At 43.2% G+C, this 24,673-nt stretch carries 17 protein-coding genes; 8 read left to right on the forward strand and 9 right to left on the reverse strand.

The genetic code is table 11. The annotated features are described in order from the left end of the window. Positions 1–27: 27 nt before the first annotated feature. Positions 28–1,317, reverse strand: a complete 1,290-nt coding sequence (locus BUC07_RS01710) for an aminotransferase class I/II-fold pyridoxal phosphate-dependent enzyme (RefSeq protein WP_073164991.1) — start codon at positions 1,315–1,317, stop codon at positions 28–30. A 223-nt stretch (positions 1,318–1,540) separates the two neighbouring features. Next, positions 1,541–1,963: a hypothetical protein gene (locus BUC07_RS01715; RefSeq protein WP_073164626.1), complete on the reverse strand. Its 423-nt coding sequence runs from the start codon at positions 1,961–1,963 to the stop codon at positions 1,541–1,543. A gap of 108 nt (positions 1,964–2,071) precedes the next feature. Here BUC07_RS01715 and BUC07_RS01720 point away from each other — a divergent pair, with 108 nt between their 5' ends. Both BUC07_RS01720 and BUC07_RS01725 read left to right on the forward strand, forming a co-directional pair. Then, positions 2,072–2,680, forward strand: a complete 609-nt coding sequence (locus BUC07_RS01720) for an HAD family hydrolase (RefSeq protein WP_073164628.1) — start codon at positions 2,072–2,074, stop codon at positions 2,678–2,680. A gap of 3 nt (positions 2,681–2,683) precedes the next feature. After that, complete coding sequence (locus BUC07_RS01725) at positions 2,684–3,760, forward strand: endonuclease/exonuclease/phosphatase family protein (RefSeq protein ID WP_073164632.1); 1,077 nt, start codon at positions 2,684–2,686, stop codon at positions 3,758–3,760. Between the two features lie 42 nt (positions 3,761–3,802). Here the strand turns inward: BUC07_RS01725 and BUC07_RS01730 are convergent, their stop codons facing one another. The 3 genes from BUC07_RS01730 to BUC07_RS01740 form a co-directional block, all read right to left on the reverse strand. Then, on the reverse strand, positions 3,803–4,240 hold the full coding sequence (locus BUC07_RS01730; protein WP_073164635.1) for a hypothetical protein: 438 nt from the start codon (positions 4,238–4,240) through the stop codon (positions 3,803–3,805). A 65-nt stretch (positions 4,241–4,305) separates the two neighbouring features. Next, positions 4,306–4,962: an NAD(P)H-binding protein gene (locus BUC07_RS01735; protein ID WP_073164638.1), complete on the reverse strand. Its 657-nt coding sequence runs from the start codon at positions 4,960–4,962 to the stop codon at positions 4,306–4,308. Positions 4,963–5,016: 54 nt separating this feature from the next. Then, positions 5,017–8,262: a ligand-binding sensor domain-containing protein gene (locus tag BUC07_RS01740; protein ID WP_073164641.1), complete on the reverse strand. Its 3,246-nt coding sequence runs from the start codon at positions 8,260–8,262 to the stop codon at positions 5,017–5,019. Between the two features lie 310 nt (positions 8,263–8,572). Here BUC07_RS01740 and BUC07_RS01745 point away from each other — a divergent pair, with 310 nt between their 5' ends. From BUC07_RS01745 to BUC07_RS01765, 4 genes are all read left to right on the forward strand, one after another. Then, positions 8,573–10,006 carry a glycoside hydrolase family 140 protein gene (locus BUC07_RS01745; RefSeq protein ID WP_083578044.1) on the forward strand — a complete coding sequence of 478 codons (1,434 nt, stop codon included), beginning with the start codon at positions 8,573–8,575 and terminating at the stop codon, positions 10,004–10,006. Between the two features lie 19 nt (positions 10,007–10,025). Then, positions 10,026–11,525: a hypothetical protein gene (locus BUC07_RS01750; RefSeq protein WP_073164644.1), complete on the forward strand. Its 1,500-nt coding sequence runs from the start codon at positions 10,026–10,028 to the stop codon at positions 11,523–11,525. 18 nt (positions 11,526–11,543) lie between these two features. Continuing rightward, a complete protein-coding gene (locus BUC07_RS01755) occupies positions 11,544–12,947 on the forward strand; it encodes a putative collagen-binding domain-containing protein (RefSeq protein WP_073164646.1) in 1,404 nt (467 codons plus the stop codon). A gap of 296 nt (positions 12,948–13,243) precedes the next feature. Further along, the gene (locus BUC07_RS01765) at positions 13,244–13,876 is read left to right on the forward strand and encodes a hypothetical protein (protein ID WP_073164651.1); all 633 of its coding nucleotides are present in this window, start codon (positions 13,244–13,246) and stop codon (positions 13,874–13,876) included. Positions 13,877–14,152: 276 nt separating this feature from the next. Here BUC07_RS01765 and BUC07_RS01770 read toward each other — a convergent pair whose 3' ends face one another. Together BUC07_RS01770 and bamA are read right to left on the reverse strand one after the other, a co-directional pair. Further along, positions 14,153–18,373 carry a translocation/assembly module TamB gene (locus tag BUC07_RS01770; protein ID WP_073164654.1) on the reverse strand — a complete coding sequence of 1,407 codons (4,221 nt, stop codon included), beginning with the start codon at positions 18,371–18,373 and terminating at the stop codon, positions 14,153–14,155. A 16-nt stretch (positions 18,374–18,389) separates the two neighbouring features. Continuing rightward, the gene (bamA, locus tag BUC07_RS01775) at positions 18,390–20,225 is read right to left on the reverse strand and encodes an outer membrane protein assembly factor BamA (protein WP_073164657.1); all 1,836 of its coding nucleotides are present in this window, start codon (positions 20,223–20,225) and stop codon (positions 18,390–18,392) included. Between the two features lie 286 nt (positions 20,226–20,511). Here bamA and BUC07_RS01780 point away from each other — a divergent pair, with 286 nt between their 5' ends. Together BUC07_RS01780 and BUC07_RS01785 are read left to right on the forward strand one after the other, a co-directional pair. Beyond that, positions 20,512–21,435, forward strand: a complete 924-nt coding sequence (locus tag BUC07_RS01780; protein WP_073164997.1) for a YihY/virulence factor BrkB family protein — start codon at positions 20,512–20,514, stop codon at positions 21,433–21,435. 158 nt (positions 21,436–21,593) lie between these two features. Further along, positions 21,594–22,097 carry a response regulator gene (locus BUC07_RS01785; protein ID WP_073164660.1) on the forward strand — a complete coding sequence of 168 codons (504 nt, stop codon included), beginning with the start codon at positions 21,594–21,596 and terminating at the stop codon, positions 22,095–22,097. A gap of 52 nt (positions 22,098–22,149) precedes the next feature. Here BUC07_RS01785 and BUC07_RS01790 read toward each other — a convergent pair whose 3' ends face one another. Together BUC07_RS01790 and BUC07_RS01795 are read right to left on the reverse strand one after the other, a co-directional pair. Beyond that, positions 22,150–23,193 (reverse strand): AI-2E family transporter, encoded by a 1,044-nt coding sequence (locus tag BUC07_RS01790; RefSeq protein WP_073164661.1) that lies wholly within the window; start codon positions 23,191–23,193, stop codon positions 22,150–22,152. An 11-nt stretch (positions 23,194–23,204) separates the two neighbouring features. Further along, on the reverse strand, positions 23,205–24,536 hold the full coding sequence (locus BUC07_RS01795; protein ID WP_073164663.1) for a saccharopine dehydrogenase C-terminal domain-containing protein: 1,332 nt from the start codon (positions 24,534–24,536) through the stop codon (positions 23,205–23,207). Between the last annotated feature and the right edge of the window lie 137 nt (positions 24,537–24,673).

The following is a 24,673-nucleotide window of genomic DNA, read 5'->3' on the forward strand; positions in this document are numbered from 1 at the left end:
GTTTTTTTGTTCCTTAAAAATATTATTTCAGCTGCACTCTTCGCAGGCCTTGTAAATTCCATCAAACATTTCTTTAACATCTTTGGCAGCTACAGCCGAAAATGCAATGCGCAGAATATTGTTCAGACTGATGGTGCCGATGCTGTACTTTTTAATGAGCACCTGCCGTACATCTTCTCCGTTTAAACCATCTGCCAGCTGGATGCACATAAAATATCCCGAGTTAAACGGAAGGGCAGTGAAATATTTTTTGTATTTCTCGTCTTCCAGGGCTTCTTTAACCGCTTTGAAGCGGTTTTTCATGGTTTGGAACTTGGCCTGCTTTTGCAACGAGTATTTTGGATTGTTGTAGGTAGCATACAGCAACGATTGCGAAATATTGGCCGCATTCGAAATATTACCGCGGATAGCTCCGGCAGTTTTCGACTCGAGCGCATTGTAGAGTTCGGCATCGCCGCCTTTAATGCCATAAGTAACAAACCCGGTGCGGAATCCCCACACATAATCTTCTTTGGTAGCACCATCAATTTTTACAGCCAACACATTTTCGTGCAAATTGCTCAGCGGTGCAAAAATACTCTCTTTGGCAATATCTTTTTCGTAAACCAGTCCAAAGTAAGCATCATCAGTAATGGCCACAATTTCGTTACCTTTCTCAGCGGAGTTGTTGATGATAGAAACAATTGAATCAACCTCCTCTTGTGTTGGCGTATAGCCTGAAGGATTGTTCGGGAAATTCAGAATCAGAATTTTTTTCCCGGTTTCGCCTTCATTTAATTTCTCCTCAAAAGCATCGAGGTCAAATCCGTCGTTCTTAAACAAATTGAATTTTGTGAGTTGCGCCCCGTAGGCATTGGCCAGCGTGAGATTATAATTTCCCCAGAAAAGGCTCGGCACAATCACCTCGTCGCCCGGATCGACAAACAGGTAACCGGCCATGCTGATTCCGTGTGTCAGCGCGTTGGTAACAACCGGCAGGCTCAAAACTGTATTTTGCAACGACGGGTTTTTCTCAACAATCATATTTTTCCATTTCGAACGCAGGTCGGGCCGCCCGAAACTTGGCGCATACGGAAAAACCAGCGAAGGATCAAGGTCAATTTTTGAAGCCAGCACATCGAGCCGCATGGGTGAGCCATCGTCTTCTATAGCTGCACCAATGGTGGCATTAATTTTTGTGCCTTTGGCCTCGGCAGTTTGGCCGAGTATCCCTTTTTTCGGGAAAAAAATATTTTTCCCTTTTTCGGAAAGCAGGTTGTAAACTACTGTGCTTTTCTCTTTAATAATCACATTCAATTCTTCAGCCTGTGGATTCATTGACATAGGTATTGAAATAAACTAATTAATTAAAATAATCTGATTTTGATTGTGCAATATAGGAAATCATGAAAACAAATGCATTGAATTGTTGGCATTTTGATGAATTTCTTGATAAGATTCTAACAAATTAACAGATGTGCAAAGTTTGTTATTTTGGGGTTGATCCTATTAATGGCGGTGAAAAATAAGAACTTACCGGCTTTGGTCAGGCAGAATTATTTTAAAGTGATCTCAATTCACCAACAATAATAAAAAAGCCAAACAGTGCCGTCAGTCCGGTCAGTATTATAAACAGGTTTCTCAGCTTTTTTTCTTTCCATTCAAAAATGAATGCCGGAATAGCCACAATGCCCGAAACGATGAAAATCCAGTATGCCGGAAGCATTTTTGCCTGGAGCGGAAGCTCTTCAAAAGTTTCTACTTCCAGTTCTTCGTTCATAATTTCGGCAGGTGTCAGGTAGTCGTAGGCCGAAAAATAACCGTTGGCAATGGCAAAACCGGCATACAAACCCAGCAGCATAAAAATCACCGGCCCAATCATCCTGAACATTTTTTTCTTTTCAACCCAGCCATATATGCTGGCAATTATTCCTGCAAATACAAACCACTGGGGGAGTGTATATAATATTGTATCCTGGTTCATCAGCTAATGTTTTAAGCAACGGCCACAAAATTACCCCTTATCTGAAAAGGATGGCAACAAATGGCCATTTATTTTTAATTTTGAGCTCAATATAAAAGTTAATCATTCGTGAAAGAATTAGTTGTCGATCCCAAAGCCAGGGCTTTAATTTTTGACCTTGACGGTACAATTGCCGATACGATGCCGGTTCATTTTTTGGCTTATAAAGAAATCCTCCGTGATTACGGAATTGAATTCACACCGGAGCTGTTTGCCACACTTGCCGGAATTCCCGCTGTTCAAACCATTCAAAAATTGAATGAGATGTTTGGAACAGAAATGGATTCGGTGAAAACCGGGCATTTAAAAGAACAGGTTTATGAACAGATGATGCATAAAATGAAACCCGTGGAGCCGGTGGTCAATTTGGTGAAAAAATATTACGGGGAAATGCCCATGTCGGTCGGTACCGGAGGGTACAAAAAGCTGGCGTGGAAGTCGCTAAAGATTTTGGAATTGGATAAATATTTTGACATATTGATTTCGAGCGAAGATGTTACACATCCGAAACCACACCCGGAAACATTTTTAAAATGTGCCGAAAAAATGGGCGTTTTGCCGCAGCACTGCCAGGTTTTCGAAGATGGTGAGCTGGGAATGCAGGCTGCCCGGGCCGCCGGAATGATGGCCACGCTTGTAACTGATTTTTACGATGTTTCAATTGGAAAGGAGATATAATTTATGAAGATAGTAAAGACTTACTGGGAAAAACTTCCAGGATTATTCCCTCGTCGGCAGGACCTTAAAATTTTGCTATATGCGTTGCCATTTTTGGTGTTCACTTCTTGCGCCCCTTGGCAAAACGCTGCCAAGCGAAATATGACAGTGGCTTTTTACAATGTGGAAAATTTGTTTGATTTGGAAGATGAACCCGGAAAACGCGATGAGGAATTTACCCCCGAAAGTGAAAAACAGTGGAACAGAGTACGGTATCAGACAAAACTGGAAGATCTTTCGCGCGTTATCAGCGCCATTAACGAAGGTGATTTGCCCGAAATTGTTGGTTTGAGCGAAGTAGAAAATGAAAAGGTGGTGACCGATCTCACCCGGACAGGACTGCTGGCCAGGGGAAAATACGAGATTGTGCATTCTGAAAGTCCTGACATGCGTGGAATTGATTGCGCGTTGATTTACCGTCCCGAAGAGTTTACGGTAACCAATCATTTTACTATTCCCATACATTTTGAGGATGATCCCGATTACATTACCCGCGATATTTTATATGTGAAAGGCCGCACACGCAACCGCGAGGAGTTTCATGTATTTGTGAACCACTGGCCATCGCGCATTGGCGGGGTTGAGCAAACGCAACCCAAAAGAATGGAGGTGGCCCGCATTCTTAAAAGTAAAGTTGATTCGGTCAGGGCTGCATCCGGCTCGAGAAGCCATGTTATTGTAATGGGCGATATGAATGATGAACCCACCAACAAAAGTTTACAGGAAGTGCTTAATGCGCTGCCTCCCGGTGAAGCAGCTGACGGACTGGTGAACCTGATGTTCCCCGAAGCCTCGGAAGGACGTGGCACGTACAATTACCGCGGAAACTGGAATATGCTCGATAATATAATCGTTTCAACCGGTTTGCTCGACGACAAAGGGTTTCGGGTTATAGCAGATAAAGGTTTCGTTTTTTATCAGGACTGGATGGAATACCGGAACAGTGAGGGAGAAATGTCGCCCAACCGCACTTACGGAGGCCCCAATTATTATGGTGGTGTAAGCGATCATTTCCCGGTTTATATCCGGTTGAAAAGGTAGTTTGGGCGAATATTTTTCAGTAAATTATTACACCAAGGGCTATTAAAATAAAGCCCTGTCCCATGGAATTCCGGCCAGAATCAAAATAAAACTCAGCCCGAACCAGATTGAAGCCACGCGATGTTTTTTCCATGACACGGCTTTTTTCGTTTTGCTTTTACCTATGTGAACAAATATCAGGGCTACCAGCATAATGAGAATGTGTTCTACTGCATAAAATCTGAGATCGGCATTTTGCATTGCCGCCCCAAAATTGGCAAAGGCTGCTTTGGTGAGCGGACTTACAAAAGCGTAAAGTATCAATCCAATCAGGAACTGAATGTCCATGAAAATTGTGAGCAGCAAACCCGAAACTTTGTCTCTTTTGGTCCATTCATTTTTTCCAAGCCATCCGTAAATTGAAAAAGTTATGGCTATAATCAGAACAATTAAAACCAGCCAGCGAAAAACGTTATGCGTGTGAAGTAATCCTGTGTACATAATTAATTATTTTTTGATTAAAACAGGGAACCCCCCTGTTGGTTCATTAAATTAAAAATAAGTTTTCAGTCGTTTTCTGCCAATTGGAAAACTTCCGCGGCTTCCCAAATTGTTTTTTCAGGTTCAGGATGCAACACAGCATTTATCATGGACTGTGCCACTGTTACCCCGTGAATAGGGCGGTATTTTTTGAAAATGAATTTGGTAACAAATCGAACAACCGGAACCGACAACTCTTCCATTAGGCGCCGCTCTTCGCGGTCGCCGGTTAACGATGCCGGGCGCAAAATGGCCAAATTTTGAAAGCCAATTTTTGATACTGCCTCGTCGAGTTCGCCTTTTATGCGCGGATAAAACATACGCGATTTTGCGTTGGCACCAACCGACGAAACCAGCACGTAGTTTTCAATGCCGTTTTCTTTGGCTTTCCGGGCAAAATTCAGGTTGAAAGTGACATCTGTTTCGTATTGCTTTTCTTTGCCGCCGGCCTGTTTTAGGGTAGTTCCCAGAGCTGAAAAAAGTACATCGCCGGTCAGTTTGTCAGCCCAGCTTTCTACGTGGCCGAAATCGATTAGTTGTTCTTCCAGTTTGGGATGTGAAATTCCCGAGCTGCGGCGCACGAAAATGCGCACTTTCTCAAAATTTTCATTTTTCAACAGAAGTTGTACAAGCTGTTTGCCTACCAATCCGGTGGCACCTATTACATTGGCTGTTCGTTTCATAACTTTATTTTTTTCAATAAAATGAACGTGGTTCAATCCGTAATGTTGGGCTGGTTAAAGCTCCTGAACCGGAATCGAGAAATGAAAAACGGTACCTTGTGGGTGATTGGGTGTCACCCATATTTTTCCATTATTCCTTTCAGTGAATTCTTTGCAGATGATTAATCCCAGCCCTGTGCCTTTTTCACCCTGCGTACCGTTCCGGCTTTTTTTGTCCAGGTCGAACAGCTGGCGCATCTCTTCTTCATTCATGCCAATTCCTTTGTCAGCAATGTGGACAGTTACAAACCCGTTTTTACGCTTTGCCGAAACAGTAATTTCACCTTCGGATGGTGTGTATTTTAGTGCGTTGCTGAGTAGGTTCCGGGTAACGGCGTTTATAGTATCAGTATCAAAAAATGCATCTATTTGTTCCGGGAAATTGCGGTTGATTGTAATTCCTTTTTGCAGTGCTGAAGCTTCTTTTAATTCGATATTATTTTGCAGAATTTTACTCAGGTTTTCTGTTTGAGGTGAAATGTTGATTTTATCCATTTGCGAGCGTGCCCAGGTGAGCAGGTTTTCGAGCAGTTCAAATGTATTGTCGGCAGATTTTTTAGCAGCTTGCAGCAACTCTTTTTGTCTGTCAATATCCATGTTATAGTCAGGATCAGTTAAAACATCGAGAATCCCGACCAATCCTGAAAAAGGACTGCGCAGGTCGTGTGATATGATAGAGAAAAATTTGTTTTTTGTTTGGTTGGCCTGCTCCAGTTGTTCGTTTTTTTGCTGCAGTTCGCGGGTATTTTCATCAATTTTTTGTTCCAGATTTTTTTGACGTTTAATAAGTGCCCGCGATCTCAACTTCAAAATAAAAACGAAAAGAGTAATGGTGAAAATGATTGCCAGTATTATAAACAGAGGAGTTCTCCAGAAGGGGGCATTTATTTTGAGCTGAAGCAATGCGGGCCCACTTCGCCAATTCCCGTTTTTATTTTTTACTTCTACCCTGAAAAAATAGCGTCCGGGCGATAAGTTGGTGTAAGTTGCTACCTGCTCATCCTGAGGGTACATCCATTCAGAATTAAAGCCCTCCAGCATGAAACGGAAAACGGGCCGGGATTGATAATTAAAGTCAATTGTGGTAAACCGGAGGTTTATCATCTGTTTATCATGCTCCAGTTCCAATAATGGAACTTCTGAATTTGTAGTATCTATAAGGGAGAAATAGGGCTGGCCATCGACTGAAACTTCGGTAATTAATGTTTTCACTTGTGACCCTTGTATTTCTTTTACTTCCCGTGGGGAGAAAAAGTCAATTCCCTCGTTGCCCCCAAAATATATGTTATTTTCCTCGTCAGTTGCAGCTGATTGTGTGAAATAATTTGTGGAAACAAGGCCATCCGTATGATTGAAAAAGCGGGTTTGAAATGTAATGCTGTCGTTTTCTGAAATCCGGTTGTAGGTAAGCCGAAGGATTCCCGACTGGGTGCTGCACCAGATCTCACCGGGCGAAACCGATTCGATGGCTGAAATATCCAGATATGGAAACTCGTCACCAGTCAATACCGGCTGAAAAGTATTTTGCTTATGCATGAAAATATTCAGGCTATTACCTGTGCCTGCCCAAATGGTTCCGTCAACATCACAGTGTATTGTATTGATTTTATTTTCTGAAAGTGAAGCCGGATTTTCTGCTTCGTGAAAGTAAGTGCTGAACTGTTCGGTTTTAAGGTTTAACCTGGTTACACCATATACAGTTGCAATCCAAAGGTTATTGTCGTTGTCGATGCAAAGGTTGTACGAATAATCGTTCGACAAACTGGCGAAAGGATTTTCAGGATCGTGGCGAAACAGTTCCATGTATTTCGATTCGGGGTTGTATTTGCCAATCCCTTTTCCATGAAAACTTATCCAGATATTTCCATTATTGTCTTCCGCAATTCCTCTGATATCAGCTGTTTTAAGTTGTTGGTTAAGTGAATCGGGTTTGAAGTCAATGTGTTCGAAAGCCATCTTAACGGGATCAAATATTTGCAGGCCACCCTGCCATGATCCAACCCAAATGCGATGCCGGCTGTCTTCAAAAATTGCCATTACAGAACCGGGCGGCCCACTGCTTTTTTTTGATTTAAGTTGAAACTGCTTCATTTGTACCGGGGAATGGCTGTGTTTTTCTACAAAACCTCCCTCATAACCCAGCCACATATTGTTAGTATGATCGAAAAGTATAGAGGTGACTTCTTTTTGCGTGAGCTGGTAGGCACCTCCTGATGAAGCTACAAAATGATTGAACGGCACATTGGTAAGTCCCAGGTTCACTCCTCTGATTCCCGACGAGACCCAAAGGTTTTTGTCATTGTCAATATAAATATTATCAGCGGCTGTGCGGTCCAGGCTCATCGGGTCGGAGGGGACGTTAGTGTACAGATCGAATCGATCGGCTTGAATGTTAAACCTGATTAACCCGTTGTTGCTTGACAGCCAAGCGATAGAGTCGTCAATTATTCGAAAATTTTTAATCGTATATCCGAGATGGTCGAAATGTTGGTGGTTCACTTCTTTCTCCTCCGGGGTGAACCAAAAAAATCCATTACTTATTGTGCTTACAAAAATTTGGCTATTTGTAAATTGGAGGTGAGCGATATCAAAACTTCCAAAATTTGCCCCTTCCAAATTGTTAAAATTTTCAACTTCGAGTGTTTGCGGATCCAACCGGTAAAGGCCGCCGTAGGATCCGGAAAACCAAATCTTTCCATCGGGTTGACAAGCTGTTGCACTGATGTTGCTGACAGGCAAAACGGCATTTTCAGGAATTTTTATAGTGTCTGAGCTTGTGTACCAGGTAGTTTTATTTTGTTTGGGGGTAAAGCGGGCAAGCCCTTCGTCGGTAGCAATCCATAAATTTTTTTCATTGTCCTCAGCAAAATTATTTACGTGTACACTTTCCCAACCATCAACCGGTCCAATAAATTTGTCATTATAAAAATTGTACCACGAAATACCGTTGTCTGAACCTAACCAAAGGGTCCCGTCAGAAGCGGTGAATAAAGTAGTGATTTTGCCGGGAGGAATGACAGAAAAGTCGTTTCCTGTGTTTTGATAAGCTTTAAATTGTTGTCCGTCGAACCGGAAAAGCCTGCTCTCTCCGGCCATCCAAATAAATCCATTGGCATCCTGGCTAATGCTTATAATCCTGGCTTCGGGCAGTCCGTTTTCAATACCGTAATGGTAAAATGCAACAGAAGCACTGCAGGGTATTGCGTAAAAAAGTACCCATGCGATAATAAGATATTTGATGTACCGAATCTTAATTTTCATCCATTTTCTGATAAAGATGCGTAAAAATAACAAAAGCATTTTAAAACCAATGTTTGATTTTATATTCTTCTAAAAATGAGCATTCTCTCTCTAAGGTAAGGGTTCGGGAAGTAAGAAATCAGTTTTTTTAAATGGTAGATTCAGGGTTCCGGCATATTGCCGGGAGAATCCCGGGGTGTTAGAAAATAATATCATCTGTATTCACTTTTTTCAGTTATTTGAATGAATCTTTTTTTAAAGTCATTAAATTCTTTCTATTTTTCAAAAATGAACTAAACTATGTATTGATTTTTCAAAAACCTGTAGCTAAATGAATCATAAAATTAAATTTTCACTCCTCCTTGTTTTCCTTCCATTCTTTATAACTTCCTCAGGCCAGGTATCTGAATGGACAGGCAACCCAACTGATTTTTCGCGTGGTGAAATAATCGTATCTGAAAACAAACGGTTTTTGGTTTTCGAAGATGGCACTCCTTTTTTTTGGTTAGGCGATACTGCCTGGGAACTGTTTCACCGGCTTTCGAAAGACGAAACCGAAACCTATCTTGAAAACAGGCGAGAACTGGGGTTTACGGTAATTCAGGCAGTGGTGCTGGCCGAACTCGACGGGCTGAACACGCCCAATGCCGAAGGTGAAAAACCGTTGATTGATAACGACCCCACTCAGATTAACGAGGCCTATTTCCGGCATGTTGACTGGGTGATAAAAAAGGCGGAAGAAAAAGGATTGGTAATTGGCTTGCTGCCTACCTGGGGCGACAAATGGAACAAAAAGTGGGGAGTAGGCCCCATGGTTTTTTCACCCGGAAATGCCCGGATTTTTGGTGAAATTCTGGGCAAACGATACAAAGAATTTCCCAACATCGTTTGGATTGTTGGTGGTGACCGCCCGATTGAGGAAGATTCCCACCGGCAGATTGTAAGTTCCATGGCGCGCGGTTTGCGTGAGGGAGATGAGGGAGCGCATCTCATCACTTTTCATCCAACCGGAGGGTTGGGTTCGTCTGAGTATTTTCACGAAGAAGCGTGGCTCGATTTCAACATGCGGCAGAACGGGCACAATGTGAATTTTACCGGTGTTTATGAAAATACGCTCAAAGATTACAACCGCATTCCCGTAAAACCGGTTATCGACGGTGAACCCATTTACGAAGATCATCCCATTCAGTTTAACCCGCAGCAACATGGCCACTCCACCTCGGCAGATGTGCGGCGCCCGATGTACTGGAATTTGTTCAGCGGCGCTTTTGGCCACACTTATGGTCATCACTCCATTTGGCAAATGTGGCAACCCGGTCGTAATCCCGTTAATTTTCCGCTCATGCCATGGTACGAGGCTATTAACCAGCCGGGCTCGGCGCAAATGCAATATGGCCGGAAACTGATGGAGTCGCGGCCTTTCCTTTCCCGCATTCCTGATAATTCTATAATTATTGCAGATGATGTTCCTACTTCAGTTCCCGGAGCCGGACAATACCGGTTTGTGGCAACACGAGATTCAGAGGGAACTTATGCAATGGTTTATCTCCCGGTAGGGCGTTCGTTCACCGTTAAAATGGATGCCGTAAGAAGCGCTGAAGTAATAGCCTGGTGGTATAACCCGCGCAACGGAGAAGCAACCCGGATTGGTGAATTTCCGGGGTTTGGCACCCGCACTTTTACGCCTCCAACTCCAGGCGAAAACCTGGATTGGATTCTGGTGCTGGATAGTGCAAATGCGGGGTTTGATGCTCCGGGACAATAATTGAAAAAATTAGTGCAGTATGATTAAACAGCTGTGGATTCTTTTAGGAGTTTTATTTTTTTTGAGTTGCAAACCAACAAGCGGTACCATTAACGGCATAAGTATTAATCCGGAAAACCCTCATTACCTGTTGTGGGACGAAACGCCGGTTTTTTTGCTCGGTGCCACCGGATATCACAGCTGGACTCCCGTTAGCCGCCCTGCCGAAGTTAATTTCATTGAACAGCTTGATCGACTTGCAAAGGTAATTGATGACATTGGCAGCCCGCATGTTCGTGGGTTTGTGCGGTGTTTGCCCTACGACCCAATGAACCACATGCACGACGGGGAAGTGGAAAAAGTTTTGCAACCCTGGTTAAAACTGGATGACGGCCGTTATGATTTGGCACAGTTTGAACCGGAATGGGAAAAACGACTGCGGGATTATCTGAATGCAGCATTTGAAAGACATATTGTTGTTTCCCTTGAAGTTTGGGACGACTGGTCGGTTACGCGCGGCCCCGGTGGTGCCTACGACCCGGGCGAAGGAAATGGTTGGAACGGTCACCCTTTCAATCCCAAAAACAATGTGAATTTTGATGAAACCATATTATCTGCCGAAACAAGTGTATGCAACGCTCCGTTTTACAAAACCATTCCGAAGCGAAATAATAACACCCAGGTACTCAGTCTCCAGAAAAAATATGTGGATCGACTGCTTTCCGTCGCAACCAATTACCCCAATGTTATTCTGAATATTTCCAACGAAAGCCGTGCGCATTTGGATTGGAGCCGGTTTTGGGCCGGGTACATTCGCGAGAAGGTGCCGTCGGGCTTCATGATTGGTGAAATGCCGTCAACCAACCGCAAAGATGGGGGTGGCGAATGTGAGTATGAATTCAGTCCTTTAAATTTATGCACTGAACCGTTCTACGACTTTGTGGATATTTCCCAGGGAGTTTCGAGCCATGAATTTGGTCCTCCTTCGAAACAGGCAATTGGTGCGGGCGAACGTATTTTACAATACAGGCAGGCAATGGCTGAAGCAGAAACACAGCGTCCGCTGATTGTTTCAAAAGATTACTCCCGGGATGAAAATGGCGGCGATATGGTTTTGTGGAGCCGGTTTGTGAGTGGCGCAGCCTCTGCACGCTTTCACCGCCCCGCAGGCGATGATCCCGAATCGGTTATCGATTTTCAACACGCAGCAATTGGAAGATTGGGTCGGTTTATTGCAAAAATTCCTTTCTGGCAAATGTCCCCAAATCCGGGAATTGTTGTGAAGCTCCCGGAAGGAACCGGCGCAAATGTGCTTGCTGAACCTGCTTCTGTTTGTGCAATTCAGTTGATTGGCGCTGCAAAAAGCGGTTCTGTTTACCTTGATTTATCGCCCGGAAACTGGAATGTTCAATGGATAGATCCTTCAACAGGAAATGAAATAAATGAGCTTGAGGTTTCAGCAGGTGAAAGCCCGGTTAAACTTGATTTTTTGGATGGAAAGGATCACAGGATTATTTTGTTGAAAAAGAAATCAGATTAAAAATAAAAGTTATTGATCATGTTTCGAAAGTATTTTTTACCGTTTGTTTCAGGAGTTCTTTTTTTTGTAGGTTTTCAAAATAAACAGGCCGCAGCCCGGGGCATTCAGCCATGGGATGAAAACTCCTGGTACTGGCAATTCAAGGGTGAACCAGTGTTATTGCTCGGTGCCAGCAGCGACGACAACCTGTTTCAGTGGCCCGCCAAAATGCTGGTGCCGCACCTCGACTCCATGAAAAACATAGGAGCCAACTATGTGCGCAACACAATGAGCGACCGCAACGACCGTGGTTTTGAGCTTTATCCGTTTAAAAAACTGGAAAACGGCAAATATGATTTGAACCAGTGGAACGAAGCCTACTGGCAGCGTTTTAAATTCTTTTTGAATGAAACAGCCAAACGCGATATCATTGTTCAGATTGAAGTGTGGGATCGCTTTGATTATACCCGAAACAATTGGCCGCCACATCCCTGGAATCCGGCAAATAATGTGAATTATTCGTATGAAGAATCGGGACTGGCCGGTGAATATCCCGACCATCCGGGACGTAACAAGCAGCCGTTTTTCTTTACCACACCAAAACAGCAGAATAACGAGGTTTTGCTGAAATTTCAACGACAGTTCGTAGAAAAAATGCTTTCCTATTCCTTAAAATACGACCACGTGCTTTACTGCATGGACAATGAAACTTCGGCAGAAGAAGAGTGGGCTGTTTATTGGGCCCAATTTATTTTGGATGAAGCTGAAAAGCAAGGCAAAACTGTTTTTGTAACTGAAATGTGGGACAACTGGGATTTGAAATCGGAGAACCATAAACGCACGTTCGACCATCCTGAGTTGTATGCCTATTGTGATGTTTCGCAGAATAATCACCAGCGTGACCAAACGCACTGGGACAATTTTCAGTGGGTGCGGAAGTACATTGCCGGCCATCCACGCCCAGTCAACACCGTAAAAACGTATGGTGCCGACGGTGGCCGTCACGGTAATAGCAACAATGCCATTGACAGCTGGTGGCGGCATCTGGTTGGAGGAGCTGCTTCAGCCCGCTTTCACCGGCCTAATTCCGGGCTGGGGTTGTCCGAACTTTCCATGAACTCGGTAAAGGCGGCTCGTAAAGTTGAGTCGATTGTGAAATTTTGGGACGTAAACCCAAACAATGATTTACTTTCGGGGAGGGAAGAAAATGAAGCTTACCTCGCAGCAAAGCCGGGAGAAAAGTATGTCGTTTTTTTTCCTGATGCCGGAGAAGTGGAGGTCGATTTGACAGAATACAATTCAGCATTTTCGTTGAAATGGATGAACGTGCGATCCGGAGAATGGCACAGCGAAAAAGAGATTGACGGTGGCGGAATTGTAACCCTGAAAACACCCGGTGGGAATGAGTGGGTGGCAGTAGTAGTACCGTCCAGCGCTATGTAACCGTCCAGCGGCTACGGCCCGCTTGACGGATAAGTTTGGAAAGGTGGTTTTGGGGTTTTTTTATGTTTTATTTTTTTGCCCGTGTTCTTTATCCGCCGAGCCGCTTGTAGCGGCTGTGCGGGTGGCAACCGTGACGGGTAGTTATTTTGGCAATTGGGTTTTTATCTGGTTTGTTCTTTTTGCTCGTGTGCTTTATCCGCCAAGCGGTTTGGAACCGCTGTGCGGGTGGGTGTTTTTACCCGCCGAGCGGGTAGGTGCGGCTGTGCGGGGAAATCCGTATATTTAATTTCAAAAAAATGTATTTCGAACAAGATGGCGTTTATCACATTTACAACCGGTCGAACGACACGGTTTTTTATTCTCGGGGGAATTACCTTTTTTTCCTTTCGAAGATTCAAAATTTTGTTGCACCGGTATGCAATGTGCTGGCGTGGGTGCTGATGCCCAACCATTTTCATTTTATGTTACAGGCAACAGAAGAAAGTTGCAAAAACGCGAATGAGAAACATCGCCCGGACTTGCAGGTTTTATCGAAGAATTTTGGAATTGTTTTGAGCAGTTACACTCAGGCGATTAACCGGCAGGAAGGAAGAAGGGGGAATTTGTTTGCGCATAAAACCAAAGCGAAAATGTTGAATGAGGCGTATTATCCGCCAGGCGGATCGAACCGCCGGGCGGGTGGCGCTGGCAACCAGCTTGATTATGCAACCGCGTGTTTTCTTTATATCCACCAAAACCCGGTTATTGCCGGATTGGTTTCAAAATTAGAAGATTGGGAGTTTTCCTCGTTTCGCGATTATGCAGGAATGAGAGATGGCAGGTTGGTAAAAAAGGAGTTGGCTTTTCATTTTGTTGAGCTTGAACCGGAAGGGTTTTATGAGCAGTCGCAACTATTTGTTGAAGAGGAGTTGCTGAAGCGTTTGTTTTGATTGATCCGTCCAGCGGCTGTTTGGAGCCGTCCAGCGGCTATGGTCCGCTTGACGGGTAGGGTTGGAATGGTGGGTTTGGGGATTTTGGGTTTGTTTTTTTTGCCGGTGTGTTTTATCCGCCGAGCCGCTTGGAGCGGCTGTGCGGAAACCGTCCAGCGGCTACGGCTCGCTTGACGGGTAAGTTGGGAACGGTGGTTTTGAGGTTTTTGGGGGTTTGTTCTTTTTGTCGGTGTGTTTTACCCGCCGAGCCGCGTGCAGCGGCTTGGCGGGTGGCGATTACTCCATATCAAATTTCAGGATCACATCAAAACCGCTGTCGTTGGAGGAGTTATTAAGCTCAAAAAACAGAAAACGGAATAGTTCGTATTCCAGTTTCACTTCATATTTTGCCATGTTTGTTTCGTCTGTTTCGCCAAAACGCTGCTCATAACTCACAAAAAGGTCGTTGGTGATGTATTTGCCCACTACCACTGTAGCGTTGTCAAAACTACCATCGCTTTTCACTTCAATATAATCCACATTCAGTTTGTCGCCGAGGAAATTTGTTATCTGCGATGACAAGATTGAAGCGGCTGCTTTTCCGGCCAGGCTTCCGCCACCAGCCCCGGCCACGTTGTTTTGCTCGTCGATGGTTAATTCGTTCATGCTTTTCCCGAAAATAATATACGAAAGTGCATCCCCTTCGCTTATGGAGCTGTCATCTAATTTGAAACTCACTTCGGGTGATTCGGCCGTTCCTGAAATGTTAACAGTAAGCACCTGCTCGGCACGCTGTGCATTTCTGAATCGATATGAGGCAGTGATGTTCATTGTGGGCATCATCTCCTCGCCTCCCTGGAAGCTGATTGTTCCGTCGTCAATAACAAATGTTTTGCCCAGTAAATCGTACTGCCCGCGCACCACATCCACCGCACCGAATAATTCAAAAAACTCCCCGTTTTTTACAAGTTCCACATCACCTGAAATTTCAATGCGCATGTCGTCATTTTTAATCCAGGTGTTTTTGGGAATTTTTACACCCAGCCTGCCCCGGAGTTTATCGAGGAATTCAAAATTCACAGAGTCTGTCAGTGCAGGCTCAGGCTCTGGATTGGTGAAGGTTGTTGAATCTTTATAAAGCGATAACTTTTCGGCTTCCCTGGCCAGGATTGGTTTGGGCATTTCAGGCACATTTAGTTTTCCCATCATGCGAAGAATTGCCGGCAGATAAATTTCAGCCTGGGGAATGTTTAAATTACCACCGTAAACCAGATTATCTTTTTCACCGCCAAGGCTTGCATTTCCTGAAACCTGCATGTTAAAACTGCGGTGGTCAAACGGATTGAACTTATCAAATACAAGTTTAATCTCCGACTGGCTGAGGTCTCCTTTGTACAATTCTGATTCAAAATTAACTTCTCCCTGCCCGGTGAGGCTCCCGTCAGCACTCATAATCCTGAATGAATCCACTTTAACTCTATCGCGCAGGAAGTTCAGGTTCAGCTTGATTTTTTCATAATCGATACCGTATTCACTCAATTTAAAAGAGGCATCAGCCAACCTGAAATTTCCTTCTGGTTGTGGTGAGTTTGCAGTGCCTGTAACTGCCATTTCGCCGTTAACCTGGCCGTTTATTGTTGCAGAAGGATGAATTGTTTCTAATATCGCCAGCGAAAAGTTCTTCAAATCAACCTGGCCATTGATTGAATCGTCAGGATTAAATTTAAAACTTAACGAATTCGGTTCATATTGAACAGGAAGCGAAGCTGAAAAATTAAATTCACCATCGTCTTCAGTTATTATTTCCGATTCAGCCGATAACTGATTTTCCCGGAAATTGAAATTGCCATCTATTTTTGGGAAGGCATAATCTCTGAAGTTAGCTTCGTTAACAGAAAAATTACCGTTTGCCAGCGGCGATTTCATAGTTCCGGAAAGGCTAAATTCACTTTCCAGAAAGCCTGAAAAATCATCGATGATATCCATTTTTTGCAAAATTGCGGCCGATAAATTTGTGATGTTCATTTGTGCGTTGACAGAATTGTTGCTGTTAAAACCAAACATCATCGAATCGAGTCGCACCTGCACCGGCAGTTTTGCGGTCAGTTCAACTTTTCCGCTGTCTTCTGAAAAAATATTGGTTTCAAACTGAAATTCGTTTTCGCTGTAATCCAGATTTCCGTCGAAACCGGTAAATTCATATCCGGCCAAAGATGCATCAGAAATTGAATACCTGGCGTTGAGGACGGGTGATTGTGCGTTGCCGCTTACGTTTATCTTTGCGTTGAACAGGGAAGTAACAGGGTATTCCAGCTCCAGCAATTGGCTCAGCTTTCCAATATCCAGCCGGCTAATTTCCAGGGTGAAGTCCTCTTCCTCCCGGAGACTTATTATTCCGTTTGCACTGATAACCTGCATCGAATCGGCGTTGCCAGAAGCCAACCTAAAATTATTCAACGTATAATTTACTGAATCGAATTCGATGGTGGCTGGTGCGTTTTGCAACTTCCACTGCTGGTCCTGAAACCGGGTTTCCCAGCTATTTAGCGTGAACCTCGTTTTTTCTCCCGGAACAATGCCGGTCTGCAGGCTGGTCGTTAATTCTGAAGCCTGAAGCCGGGCATCCAGGAATAGTGAATCTGTGTTGCCATCAATATTTGCTGTTATGGAATCCACTTTCAGGTTGCCCGATCCCAGCCCACCTGCGAAAATTCGAGCGCTAAGCATGGTGTCGGTTTTTGTAATCCATCCGGTGGCTGCCAGTTGAAGTTGTTCCAGCAGAATGTCCCCGTACCGTGTGGAGTTTAGCTCAACGTTCGATTCCAGGTTCAAGGAATCGGGCCTGCCGTAAAGGCTTGCAGTCAATTTCCCGCTGGTGTTTACGTCTATCCCGGCCAGGTACGCACTGAATTCATTGAGGCTGTCAATTTCTGCTGAAAGTTGCAGATCGGAATTTGACGTTAAACTATACACTCCGCTGGCTTCAATCCGGGCCATTTGCGTTTTTAGCCTCAACGAATCGAGATTAATGTTTTGGGTTTTAAAATTGCCGGCTGCATGCAGTGAATCAATCTGAATGTGCTGAAATTCTGAACCATTTCCGGAAATTATAACATAGGCATTCAATTTCTCAGGATCGAATTCGGTTCCCGTGGCAGTAGCTTGTAAATTTAGGTTTGAATAAAGACTGTCGATTCCGGTGAGGCGAGCCAAATTGAGGTTGCGGGTGGAAAGATCCAGCTTGTATTCTGGTTTTTCAGCGAAGTTTTGAATGTTGTGCACCAGATTAAAGGAACCGAAATTTCCATGTCCCCGGAAATTGCCTGCCACATTTCCGTTTTTCAGGTTTAGTTTGAAATTGAGCCGGTCGATCTGCCTGTTTTCAATAACCCAGTTGTTCAACTGTCCGCTAATTTTACTGCTGGCGGTTTTCGGGTCAAACCCACGCCCGTTTGCTTCCAGGGTTCCGTTCAGGAAATACATTAAATCAGGATTGTTGAGCCAGTAGCCCAGTTCAACGTTTTTGAAATCAACGGTGAGTTGATAATCGGGTTGAATGTCAGTTTGTTCAGAAAGATAATTCTGCAGGTTGGAGGTGCCGGCGTTGATGAGAATTTGTTGGTCCTGGTCGGATAGTTGGATTGTAGCTTTTGCCGCATTTTGTTCCACGTTTGCCGTTAATTTTACAGAAGGCCGGGCAGGCAGCGTCAGCGAAGGCAAAAAATAGCTGAATTCAGAAATGTCAAACGCGGCGGTTTCGAAATTTGCCGTCCCGTTTTTCAGTGAATCGGATTCTATCTCGGCCATTCCTTCCATGGAATTTCTTCCTGTTTCAACATAAAAATCTCGTAATTCGATGAAATCGGTGTCACGCGTTAAATTAAATTTCAGCTGTTTCATGCTAAAATCGGGCTGGCGAGTTGAAAATGTAAATGAATGCAGTCCCAGCTCCTGGCTTTCTTCAGTCATTTGGAATGAAAGTTCACTGTTCAGGTTGCTGATTTCTTTGGGAATAATGGTGTCCAGCGCTTCGGTTTTTATGTTTCCGTTTGTGAGCTTAAATTTTCCCAGGTTAATTTCAAAAGAACCCGGTTCTTCAGAAGTTTCGCTTTCTTCGGCGCCGGGTTTTATGAGCTGCTGGAAATTCCAGACAGAATCTGAATTTTGCCTGAGGAATAAGCGTGGAGTTTGCAACCCGGCTGAGTGGATGTCCAGCTTTCCGGCAAGCAGTGGCCAAAGGCTATAATCCAGCTCAATTTTTTCAATGCTGGCCAACGTATCATTTTCAGTTTTCAGTAAAATATTGTTTATCGAGAGATGCGTGAAAAAGTTGCCTTCGATTTTGCCAATTTGCAGTTCGCCGTTCAGGAAGCGGGTGGACTGCTTTTCTGCAAGTGAAGAAATTTTTCTTTTGGCCGGTTCGGTCTGAATGAGCAAGGCCGTTGCAGTCAACACAATCACCACCAGAAGGAGGAGTCCTCCCACCGAAAGTAAACTGTATTTTAAGCCTTTTCTCATTGATGTAAAAATTATTTTAAAATGCCTGTCCCACGCTTATAAAAAATTGTGGCCTTTTTTTCTCGTTCCACAACGGAAACCCTGCATCGAAACGCACCGGGCCAATGGGAGTATCGATTCTTATTCCCGAACCGGCAGCATATCCCAAATCGTTGAAATTATAATTGTAAGCTTCTTCCCAAACATTGCCTGCCTCGAAAAATGCCACGAGGCTGAGCCGCCAAAACAGGGGGTAGCGTACTTCAAAATTACTTTCGAAAATACTTTTCCCGCCCAGCGGAGTCCCGCTTTCGCGTTTCGGGCCGAGGTCGGAACGGTTCCAGCCACGGATGGAGTTGCTGCCGCCCGAGTAAAAACGGTCTTCAACCGGGATGAATTGCCGGCTGTCAGACGAATTGATTCCCCCGGCCATCAATCTGAAAGCCAGAATTACGTCGCCGGTTTTCCGGTAAGTTCTGAAATCGGCCCACAGCTTGGTGTAGTTAAAATCACTTCCAAACAAATAACCGTTCACTTTAAAACCAAACGAAACGTTCATCCCCTTAGACGGAGAAAACCTGGGGGTGGAATTATCGAAAACAGTGCTGAGCAAAACCCCTGATTTTTTGTAAGGAAATTTATCGCTTTCAAAATCTGAAAACTCTTCGTCGCCGGCTTCAAGTAGCTGTTCCACATCTTCGAAATAGTAGGTGAGTTTGCTGTTTAGCCGGGGATTAAAATTATAGGTATATGGCACATTAACTCCCCATGTCCGGGTGGTGTAGCCGGGTTCTTCTTTTCGGTTGATAAACGGATTAAGAGAGATGGAGCTGTTCATGCCCAAAAACTGTGGCTGAATCCAGCTCAACCGGGCAGAGTAGGGCTCGAGTGCCGAGTGTTTCAGGTACAGATTGAGACGGCGGGCACTTCCCAAAAATCCATGGTAACTTAAATCGACAAATGCCCTGAATTTATCCTCCGTACCGTACCCAGCACCAAGTCTCGTGTTCAGACGGGGAGCTTCTTCAATATAAACCGAAACGGGGATGGGGCTTTTTTGCGTTTCGGGCACTTTTTCGGGATTAACGGAAACCACCCTGAACATACGCAGCCGATAAAGATTTTGCCGGGTTTCATTTAAAACCGATTTGCTGTATAAATCACCATCGGAATACTTCAGCTGTTTTTTTATGAATTCTTCCGAAACATTTTTGTTGCCTGATATGGTAGTTTCTCCGATGTACGACTTGGGACCGGGATTGACGGAGTAATGAATACCCGTACTGTTGTTATCCAGCTTAAGGTTTAAATTATAGGTGGCAGTGGCGTAAGCGTATCCCTGACTTTTTAACGCATCCTCAATTATGCGGAGATCATTATTTATGGCTTCGTCGCGAAACCGCTTTCCTTCAACTAATTCCAGCTCTTTTGTTATTTTTTCTGTTTCAACCAGGCTGTCAATGTTTTCCGTTTTACTTTGAATGGTAATTGAAACACTATCGGTTACAACCGGTTCGCCCTCGTCAACATTAATTGTTAATTTCAGAGTTTGCTTTTTTTCATTTGTTTTTAGTGGATGAAGCGCTGCCCGGGCATTTAAAAAACCTTCGCTTTGATAAATCCGGATGAGGCGTTCCAGATCCAGGTTAACCAGCTCTTCGCTGTATAAAAAAGGTTCTTTTTCGGTGAAAACTTTTTCGAGATAAGAAACTTCTTTTAACGCCATTTTGTCCAGTAGGAAATCTTTGTCGAGCGTTTTGTTTCCCTGAAAAGTTATTCGACGAACTTCATAATTTTCCTGTCCTTGCAGGCTGAAAATATTTCCGCAAACAAGTAAAATGGAAACTATGAAAGTTAAAAACCGGATTCGCATAAGTTAATTTTCAATCTCCTCAAAAAGGTTTCAAATAATTTTTGAAATAGCAACAATGTAAATGTTGATTGGTTACCAAATTTGTACCACTGTCAGAATATTCAAATAAGCGGTAATTTAAATCTTTTTCGTGGATAAAATTCCACACTTTTCCACAACTTTAAGGAAAAATACAACAAGTCTTTTCAGATTGTAAGTGCCCTTTGGGCTTTTTAGGCTTTTTTTGCGCATGGCATAGTTTTTTCAAATTGTTTATCGATTTGAACCTGTGTTAATAGTGGGAAAAATGTACAAAAATAACTTGGTTACAAAAATTACCGATGGTTTTAAAATAGTAAAAAAAGCACTTTTGCATTTTAACGCCAACCGGCCCATTGAACACGCGGGGACAACTGCATTTTTTGCCATTTTTTCGATGGCACCGATACTTATCATCATTATTTCAGTTTTTGGATATTTTGCCGGAGACGATGCCATTCGCGAAAAATTGTTTGATGAAATTAACCTGCTCCTTGGCTCGGAAAGTACGCGGGTTTTACGAAATGCCATTACAAATTACAAAATTGCTGAAAACAGTAGCCTGGGAACAATAATCGGGATTGGGTTTTTCCTGGTTTCGGCTACAACTCTTTTCAGTGCCATGCAAAATTCCATCAATTACATCTGGCGGATAAAAATCAGGACGAATTTGAAAATGAGTGTTTTAAACCTGCTGAAAACCCGTGCTTTATCGTTTGGGGTTATTTTGAGTTTAGGGTTTGTGTTGCTGGTTTCGCTAGTTGTTGACGCTTCAATCGGCTTTCTGAAAGATTTCCTTTCTGACCGGTTCAGCCCCGATTTTGTGGTGGTGGCCCAAATTCTGAATGCATTACTATCGCTGGTAATTATAGCCACCGTTTTTACTTTTATTTACCGTTTCCTTCCTGATGTACAGGTGAGGTGGAGTGCCAGCTGGTTTGGAGCCGTTTTTACCTCTGTATTGTTTGCGGTGGGAAAATATGCAATTGGTTTATTTATCGGGAACAGCAATCTTGGAGTGGTTTACGGGACTGCCAGTTCGTTTGTGGTTATTCTGATTTGGATATATTTTGTGTCCATCATTTTTTATTTTGGCGTGGAGTTAACCTGTCAGTATTCAAAATTTTACAGGCATGAAATGACACCCGCAAAATATGCTGTTCCGTTTGAAATAGCACGTATTAAAGAATGATGCGGTCAAATTTCAAAGCTCAAGAATCAAATCCAAACTCAAAAAAATGACTTCGTTTCTTATGGATTAATTGTTTTTGGTAACAGGAGGCTTTGAATGTGCTATTGATAAAATGTTTATCTTTAGCCTATCTGAAATCAAACCTAAATAATGAAATTATGACAGCCAAAAAGAATCAACTTATTTATGTGGTAGAAGACAATAAGGTTTACAATAAGCTGATTACCGAGTATTTGAAAAAGCAGCAGTACACCAATGTTAAGGCATTTTTTTCGGGTGAAGAGTGCGTGAAATCCATTAAAAAAGGCGAAAAGCCTGAGATAATTATTCAGGATTATTTTTTGGAAAATATGAATGGACTCGACGTTTTGCGTAATGTGAAAAAAGTTAATCCGGAGCCGGAATTTGTTTTTCTTACCAATAACGAAAGCATGGAAGTGGCTGTAAATACCATAAAGTATGGTGCTTACGATTATATTATTAAAGATAAAATTACACTGGACAAGGTGATGGACCGCATAGGAAAAATCACCCAGCTGAAATCATTGGAGCGACGGAACCGGCAGATTCAAAAATACATGCTGCTTTTCTCAGGTGTTATTTTCCTGATTATAGTCTTCTCAATTCTCTATTTTGTAGTAGATGTCTTTGGTGTTCAGTAAATTGTTCGGTTAAAAGCCAGATGAATTAAAACAAACGAAACCCGGGATAAAATCATTTCTCTTCTTTTTTGTTTATTTTTCCCTGCTGGCTGAGAAGTACCGCAATTGGCCGGGTATCAGGAAATTCAGACATGATTATTATAATGATTACCGTAATGGGGACACTGAGTAGCATTCCCGTAACACCCCACATAACTCCCCATAGCGCAAGTGTAAGAAAAACCACCAGGGGGCTGATGTTCAGCGAAGTGCCCATAATGCGCGGTTCAACAAGGTTCCCCATAATAAGCTGGATGGCGCCCACAATTGCCAGTACCAGAATTGCTGGTGTTATGTCTCCAAACTGAAGCATGGCAAAAATGGTAGGGAAAAGAGTTGCTATCAGCGACCCAATGGATGGGATGAAATTCAGCACAAAAATCAGGAACGACCAGAAAAGCGGGGCATCCACACCAATAATCAGCAACACAAAATAACTCAGCATCCCGGTTATCAGGCTGACAAGAGTTTTTACAGCTATATAGTTACTTACCGATTTGTCAATTTTTTTTATCAGGCCGTTAATTCTGTTGTAACTTTTCTGGTCGGGGTACATGGCTTTTACTTTTTTGGGCAGAATGGGTTCTTCGAGTAAAAGAAAAATTAAGTAGAGAAAAACCATGAAAGCATCGCCAAACAGCCCGGTAAGTGTAGAGAATATTTTTGAAAGAATGCCTCCAAAATTTAATTCATCGGCAAAATCACTCAGAAGCGATGATAAATCCACGTTGAATTGCTGGCTTATGGAATTGGTTATTTTATTTACATTGGCCTCGTAAACCGGCAAAGTCTTCGATAGCTGCTGAATGTTCTGGCTTATCATTTCCACAGTAAAAACCAGAAAAGTAAGCAAAAGCACGGATGATATGATTGTTAGCACCCATTGGGGCAGCCTGCCTACGTATTTAATTTTTGAAAGAATGTTTCTGATAACCCGTATGAGGAATAAAAACAGGATGGCAAGAATGAAAGGAATGATGATTCCCTGTGCATAAATCAGCACCATTACCAGGGTTACAATAATCAGGAAAATATAAATTCTTTTAGTTGCTTCCATGCGTTTTGTCGTTAGTTTAACTTAGCGCTTTCGGGCAGGCCCCACTCTTCATTTATTTTAATTCCGAGGGTTTCCAGTTCGTTTAATACCGGCTCGTAAATACTTTTTATAACGGGAATCTGAACGCCTGTATTATTAATTTTTCCGTTCAAAATCAGTTTTACGGCAACTGCGGCCGGCAGCGCAACAGTGCGCGCTATTGATGTGTATTCTGCTGTCGAAAAATCGAGCATTCGCGACTGAATAACCTCTTTCTCCCCTTTCGAATTTTCAATTAAAAAGGAATGCAGCATCACCACCATATCGCGGGCTCCTTCGGGCAGCATCATCTTTTGTAACATTAACATGGCAGTGAGGTCGAAAGTTGAACCTTCTTTCAGATTTATCATGTTATTGTCGAAATAGCCAAGCCAGTCCAAAGCAAAAATTGCCGGATGATCCAATTCGAGGTTTAACGTTCCTGCCAGTTTTTCTTTCACGTTTTTGGGATAAACGCCAATTTTTTCTGAAACAATTTCTTTGAAGTTTTTCCCTTCAAAGTTTTGTATTTCATGCGAAAGCAAACCGAGCGATTTGATTACATCCATGGCTTCGCACCAGTGAGGATGCCTGAATGTTCCCCTGTAAACAGTCCGGGCTTCTTGTATCCCGTAATTTTCAATGTAATTCAGCGAATTGCGGTTGGGATAAACCTCCATATTGCCCGCTTCGGGGAAATCGATTTTCAACGGATTTTTAAACAAGTCTTCTGTGGGGATTTCAACCACCTCACTGTCTTTTAAAAAGGTTGCCCCATTATTACTGGCCTTTAAAACACCCTGTGGCGACCATGAGAATTTATAACCAAAAGGATTATCGGCTTCTTCAGGAGCTGGTAAAGCCCCGCAAAGGGAGTAAAGCTCATTTATCTTTCCCCCATCTTGATGTACTTTGTCGATAATGCGTTTGACGGTCATGTGGTCCAACCCGGGATCAACGCCAATTTCATTCAAAAATAACAGGCCCGCTTGCTGAGCACCGGCATGTAATTTTTGCATTTCCGCTGAAACGTAGGATGTTGTAACCAAATTTTTCTTGTGTTCCAGACAATGCCGGGCAACTTTAACATGATGCTCGGCGGGAAGCAGACTTACGGTTATATCATGTTCGGCTATCAGTTTATCCAGCAGTTCTGTGTTGTCAATTGTCCACGAAACGGCTGTGCCGCCTTGCTGTGAACTGATAATTTTATCGGCTTTTGCCTGTGTGCGGCTGGCTATTGTAATGTTAAAATTGTTGTCGAGCAAATAATGTGCTATGGGACCTGCAATCCTGCCTGCCCCCAAAATCAAAACTTTTTTCATTTCATCTACCTCTTTCTGTCCGGATATGTGGGTTGAGTTCCTCCATCCGTATTCATTTTTTTATTAAAGAATGTAAAGGTCGTGAATTTTTTTGAACAGAAACTGATTTATGACCTGTTTAAAGACAAGCTTTTTTG

The sequence above is a fragment of the Tangfeifania diversioriginum genome (assembly GCF_900141875.1).
GTDB lineage: Bacteria > Bacteroidota > Bacteroidia > Bacteroidales > Prolixibacteraceae > Tangfeifania > Tangfeifania diversioriginum.

Excerpts from the sequence above, each read along its gene's own strand:
- BUC07_RS01710 (WP_073164991.1), bottom strand. The coding sequence starts at position 1,317 with ATGAATCCACAGGCTGAAGAATTGAATGTGATTATTAAAGAGAAAAGC.
- BUC07_RS01715 (WP_073164626.1), bottom strand. The coding sequence starts at position 1,963 with ATGAACCAGGATACAATATTATATACACTCCCCCAGTGGTTTGTATTT.
- BUC07_RS01725 (WP_073164632.1), top strand. The coding sequence starts at position 2,684 with ATGAAGATAGTAAAGACTTACTGGGAAAAACTTCCAGGATTATTCCCT.
- BUC07_RS01730 (WP_073164635.1), bottom strand. The coding sequence starts at position 4,240 with ATGTACACAGGATTACTTCACACGCATAACGTTTTTCGCTGGCTGGTT.
- BUC07_RS01735 (WP_073164638.1), bottom strand. The coding sequence starts at position 4,962 with ATGAAACGAACAGCCAATGTAATAGGTGCCACCGGATTGGTAGGCAAA.
- BUC07_RS01740 (WP_073164641.1), bottom strand. The coding sequence starts at position 8,262 with ATGAAAATTAAGATTCGGTACATCAAATATCTTATTATCGCATGGGTA.
- BUC07_RS01745 (WP_083578044.1), top strand. The coding sequence starts at position 8,573 with ATGAATCATAAAATTAAATTTTCACTCCTCCTTGTTTTCCTTCCATTC.
- BUC07_RS01750 (WP_073164644.1), top strand. The coding sequence starts at position 10,026 with ATGATTAAACAGCTGTGGATTCTTTTAGGAGTTTTATTTTTTTTGAGT.
- BUC07_RS01755 (WP_073164646.1), top strand. The coding sequence starts at position 11,544 with ATGTTTCGAAAGTATTTTTTACCGTTTGTTTCAGGAGTTCTTTTTTTT.
- BUC07_RS01765 (WP_073164651.1), top strand. The coding sequence starts at position 13,244 with ATGTATTTCGAACAAGATGGCGTTTATCACATTTACAACCGGTCGAAC.
- BUC07_RS01770 (WP_073164654.1), bottom strand. The coding sequence starts at position 18,373 with ATGAGAAAAGGCTTAAAATACAGTTTACTTTCGGTGGGAGGACTCCTC.
- bamA (WP_073164657.1), bottom strand. The coding sequence starts at position 20,225 with ATGCGAATCCGGTTTTTAACTTTCATAGTTTCCATTTTACTTGTTTGC.
- BUC07_RS01780 (WP_073164997.1), top strand. The coding sequence starts at position 20,512 with ATGTACAAAAATAACTTGGTTACAAAAATTACCGATGGTTTTAAAATA.
- BUC07_RS01785 (WP_073164660.1), top strand. The coding sequence starts at position 21,594 with ATGACAGCCAAAAAGAATCAACTTATTTATGTGGTAGAAGACAATAAG.
- BUC07_RS01790 (WP_073164661.1), bottom strand. The coding sequence starts at position 23,193 with ATGGAAGCAACTAAAAGAATTTATATTTTCCTGATTATTGTAACCCTG.
- BUC07_RS01795 (WP_073164663.1), bottom strand. The coding sequence starts at position 24,536 with ATGAAAAAAGTTTTGATTTTGGGGGCAGGCAGGATTGCAGGTCCCATA.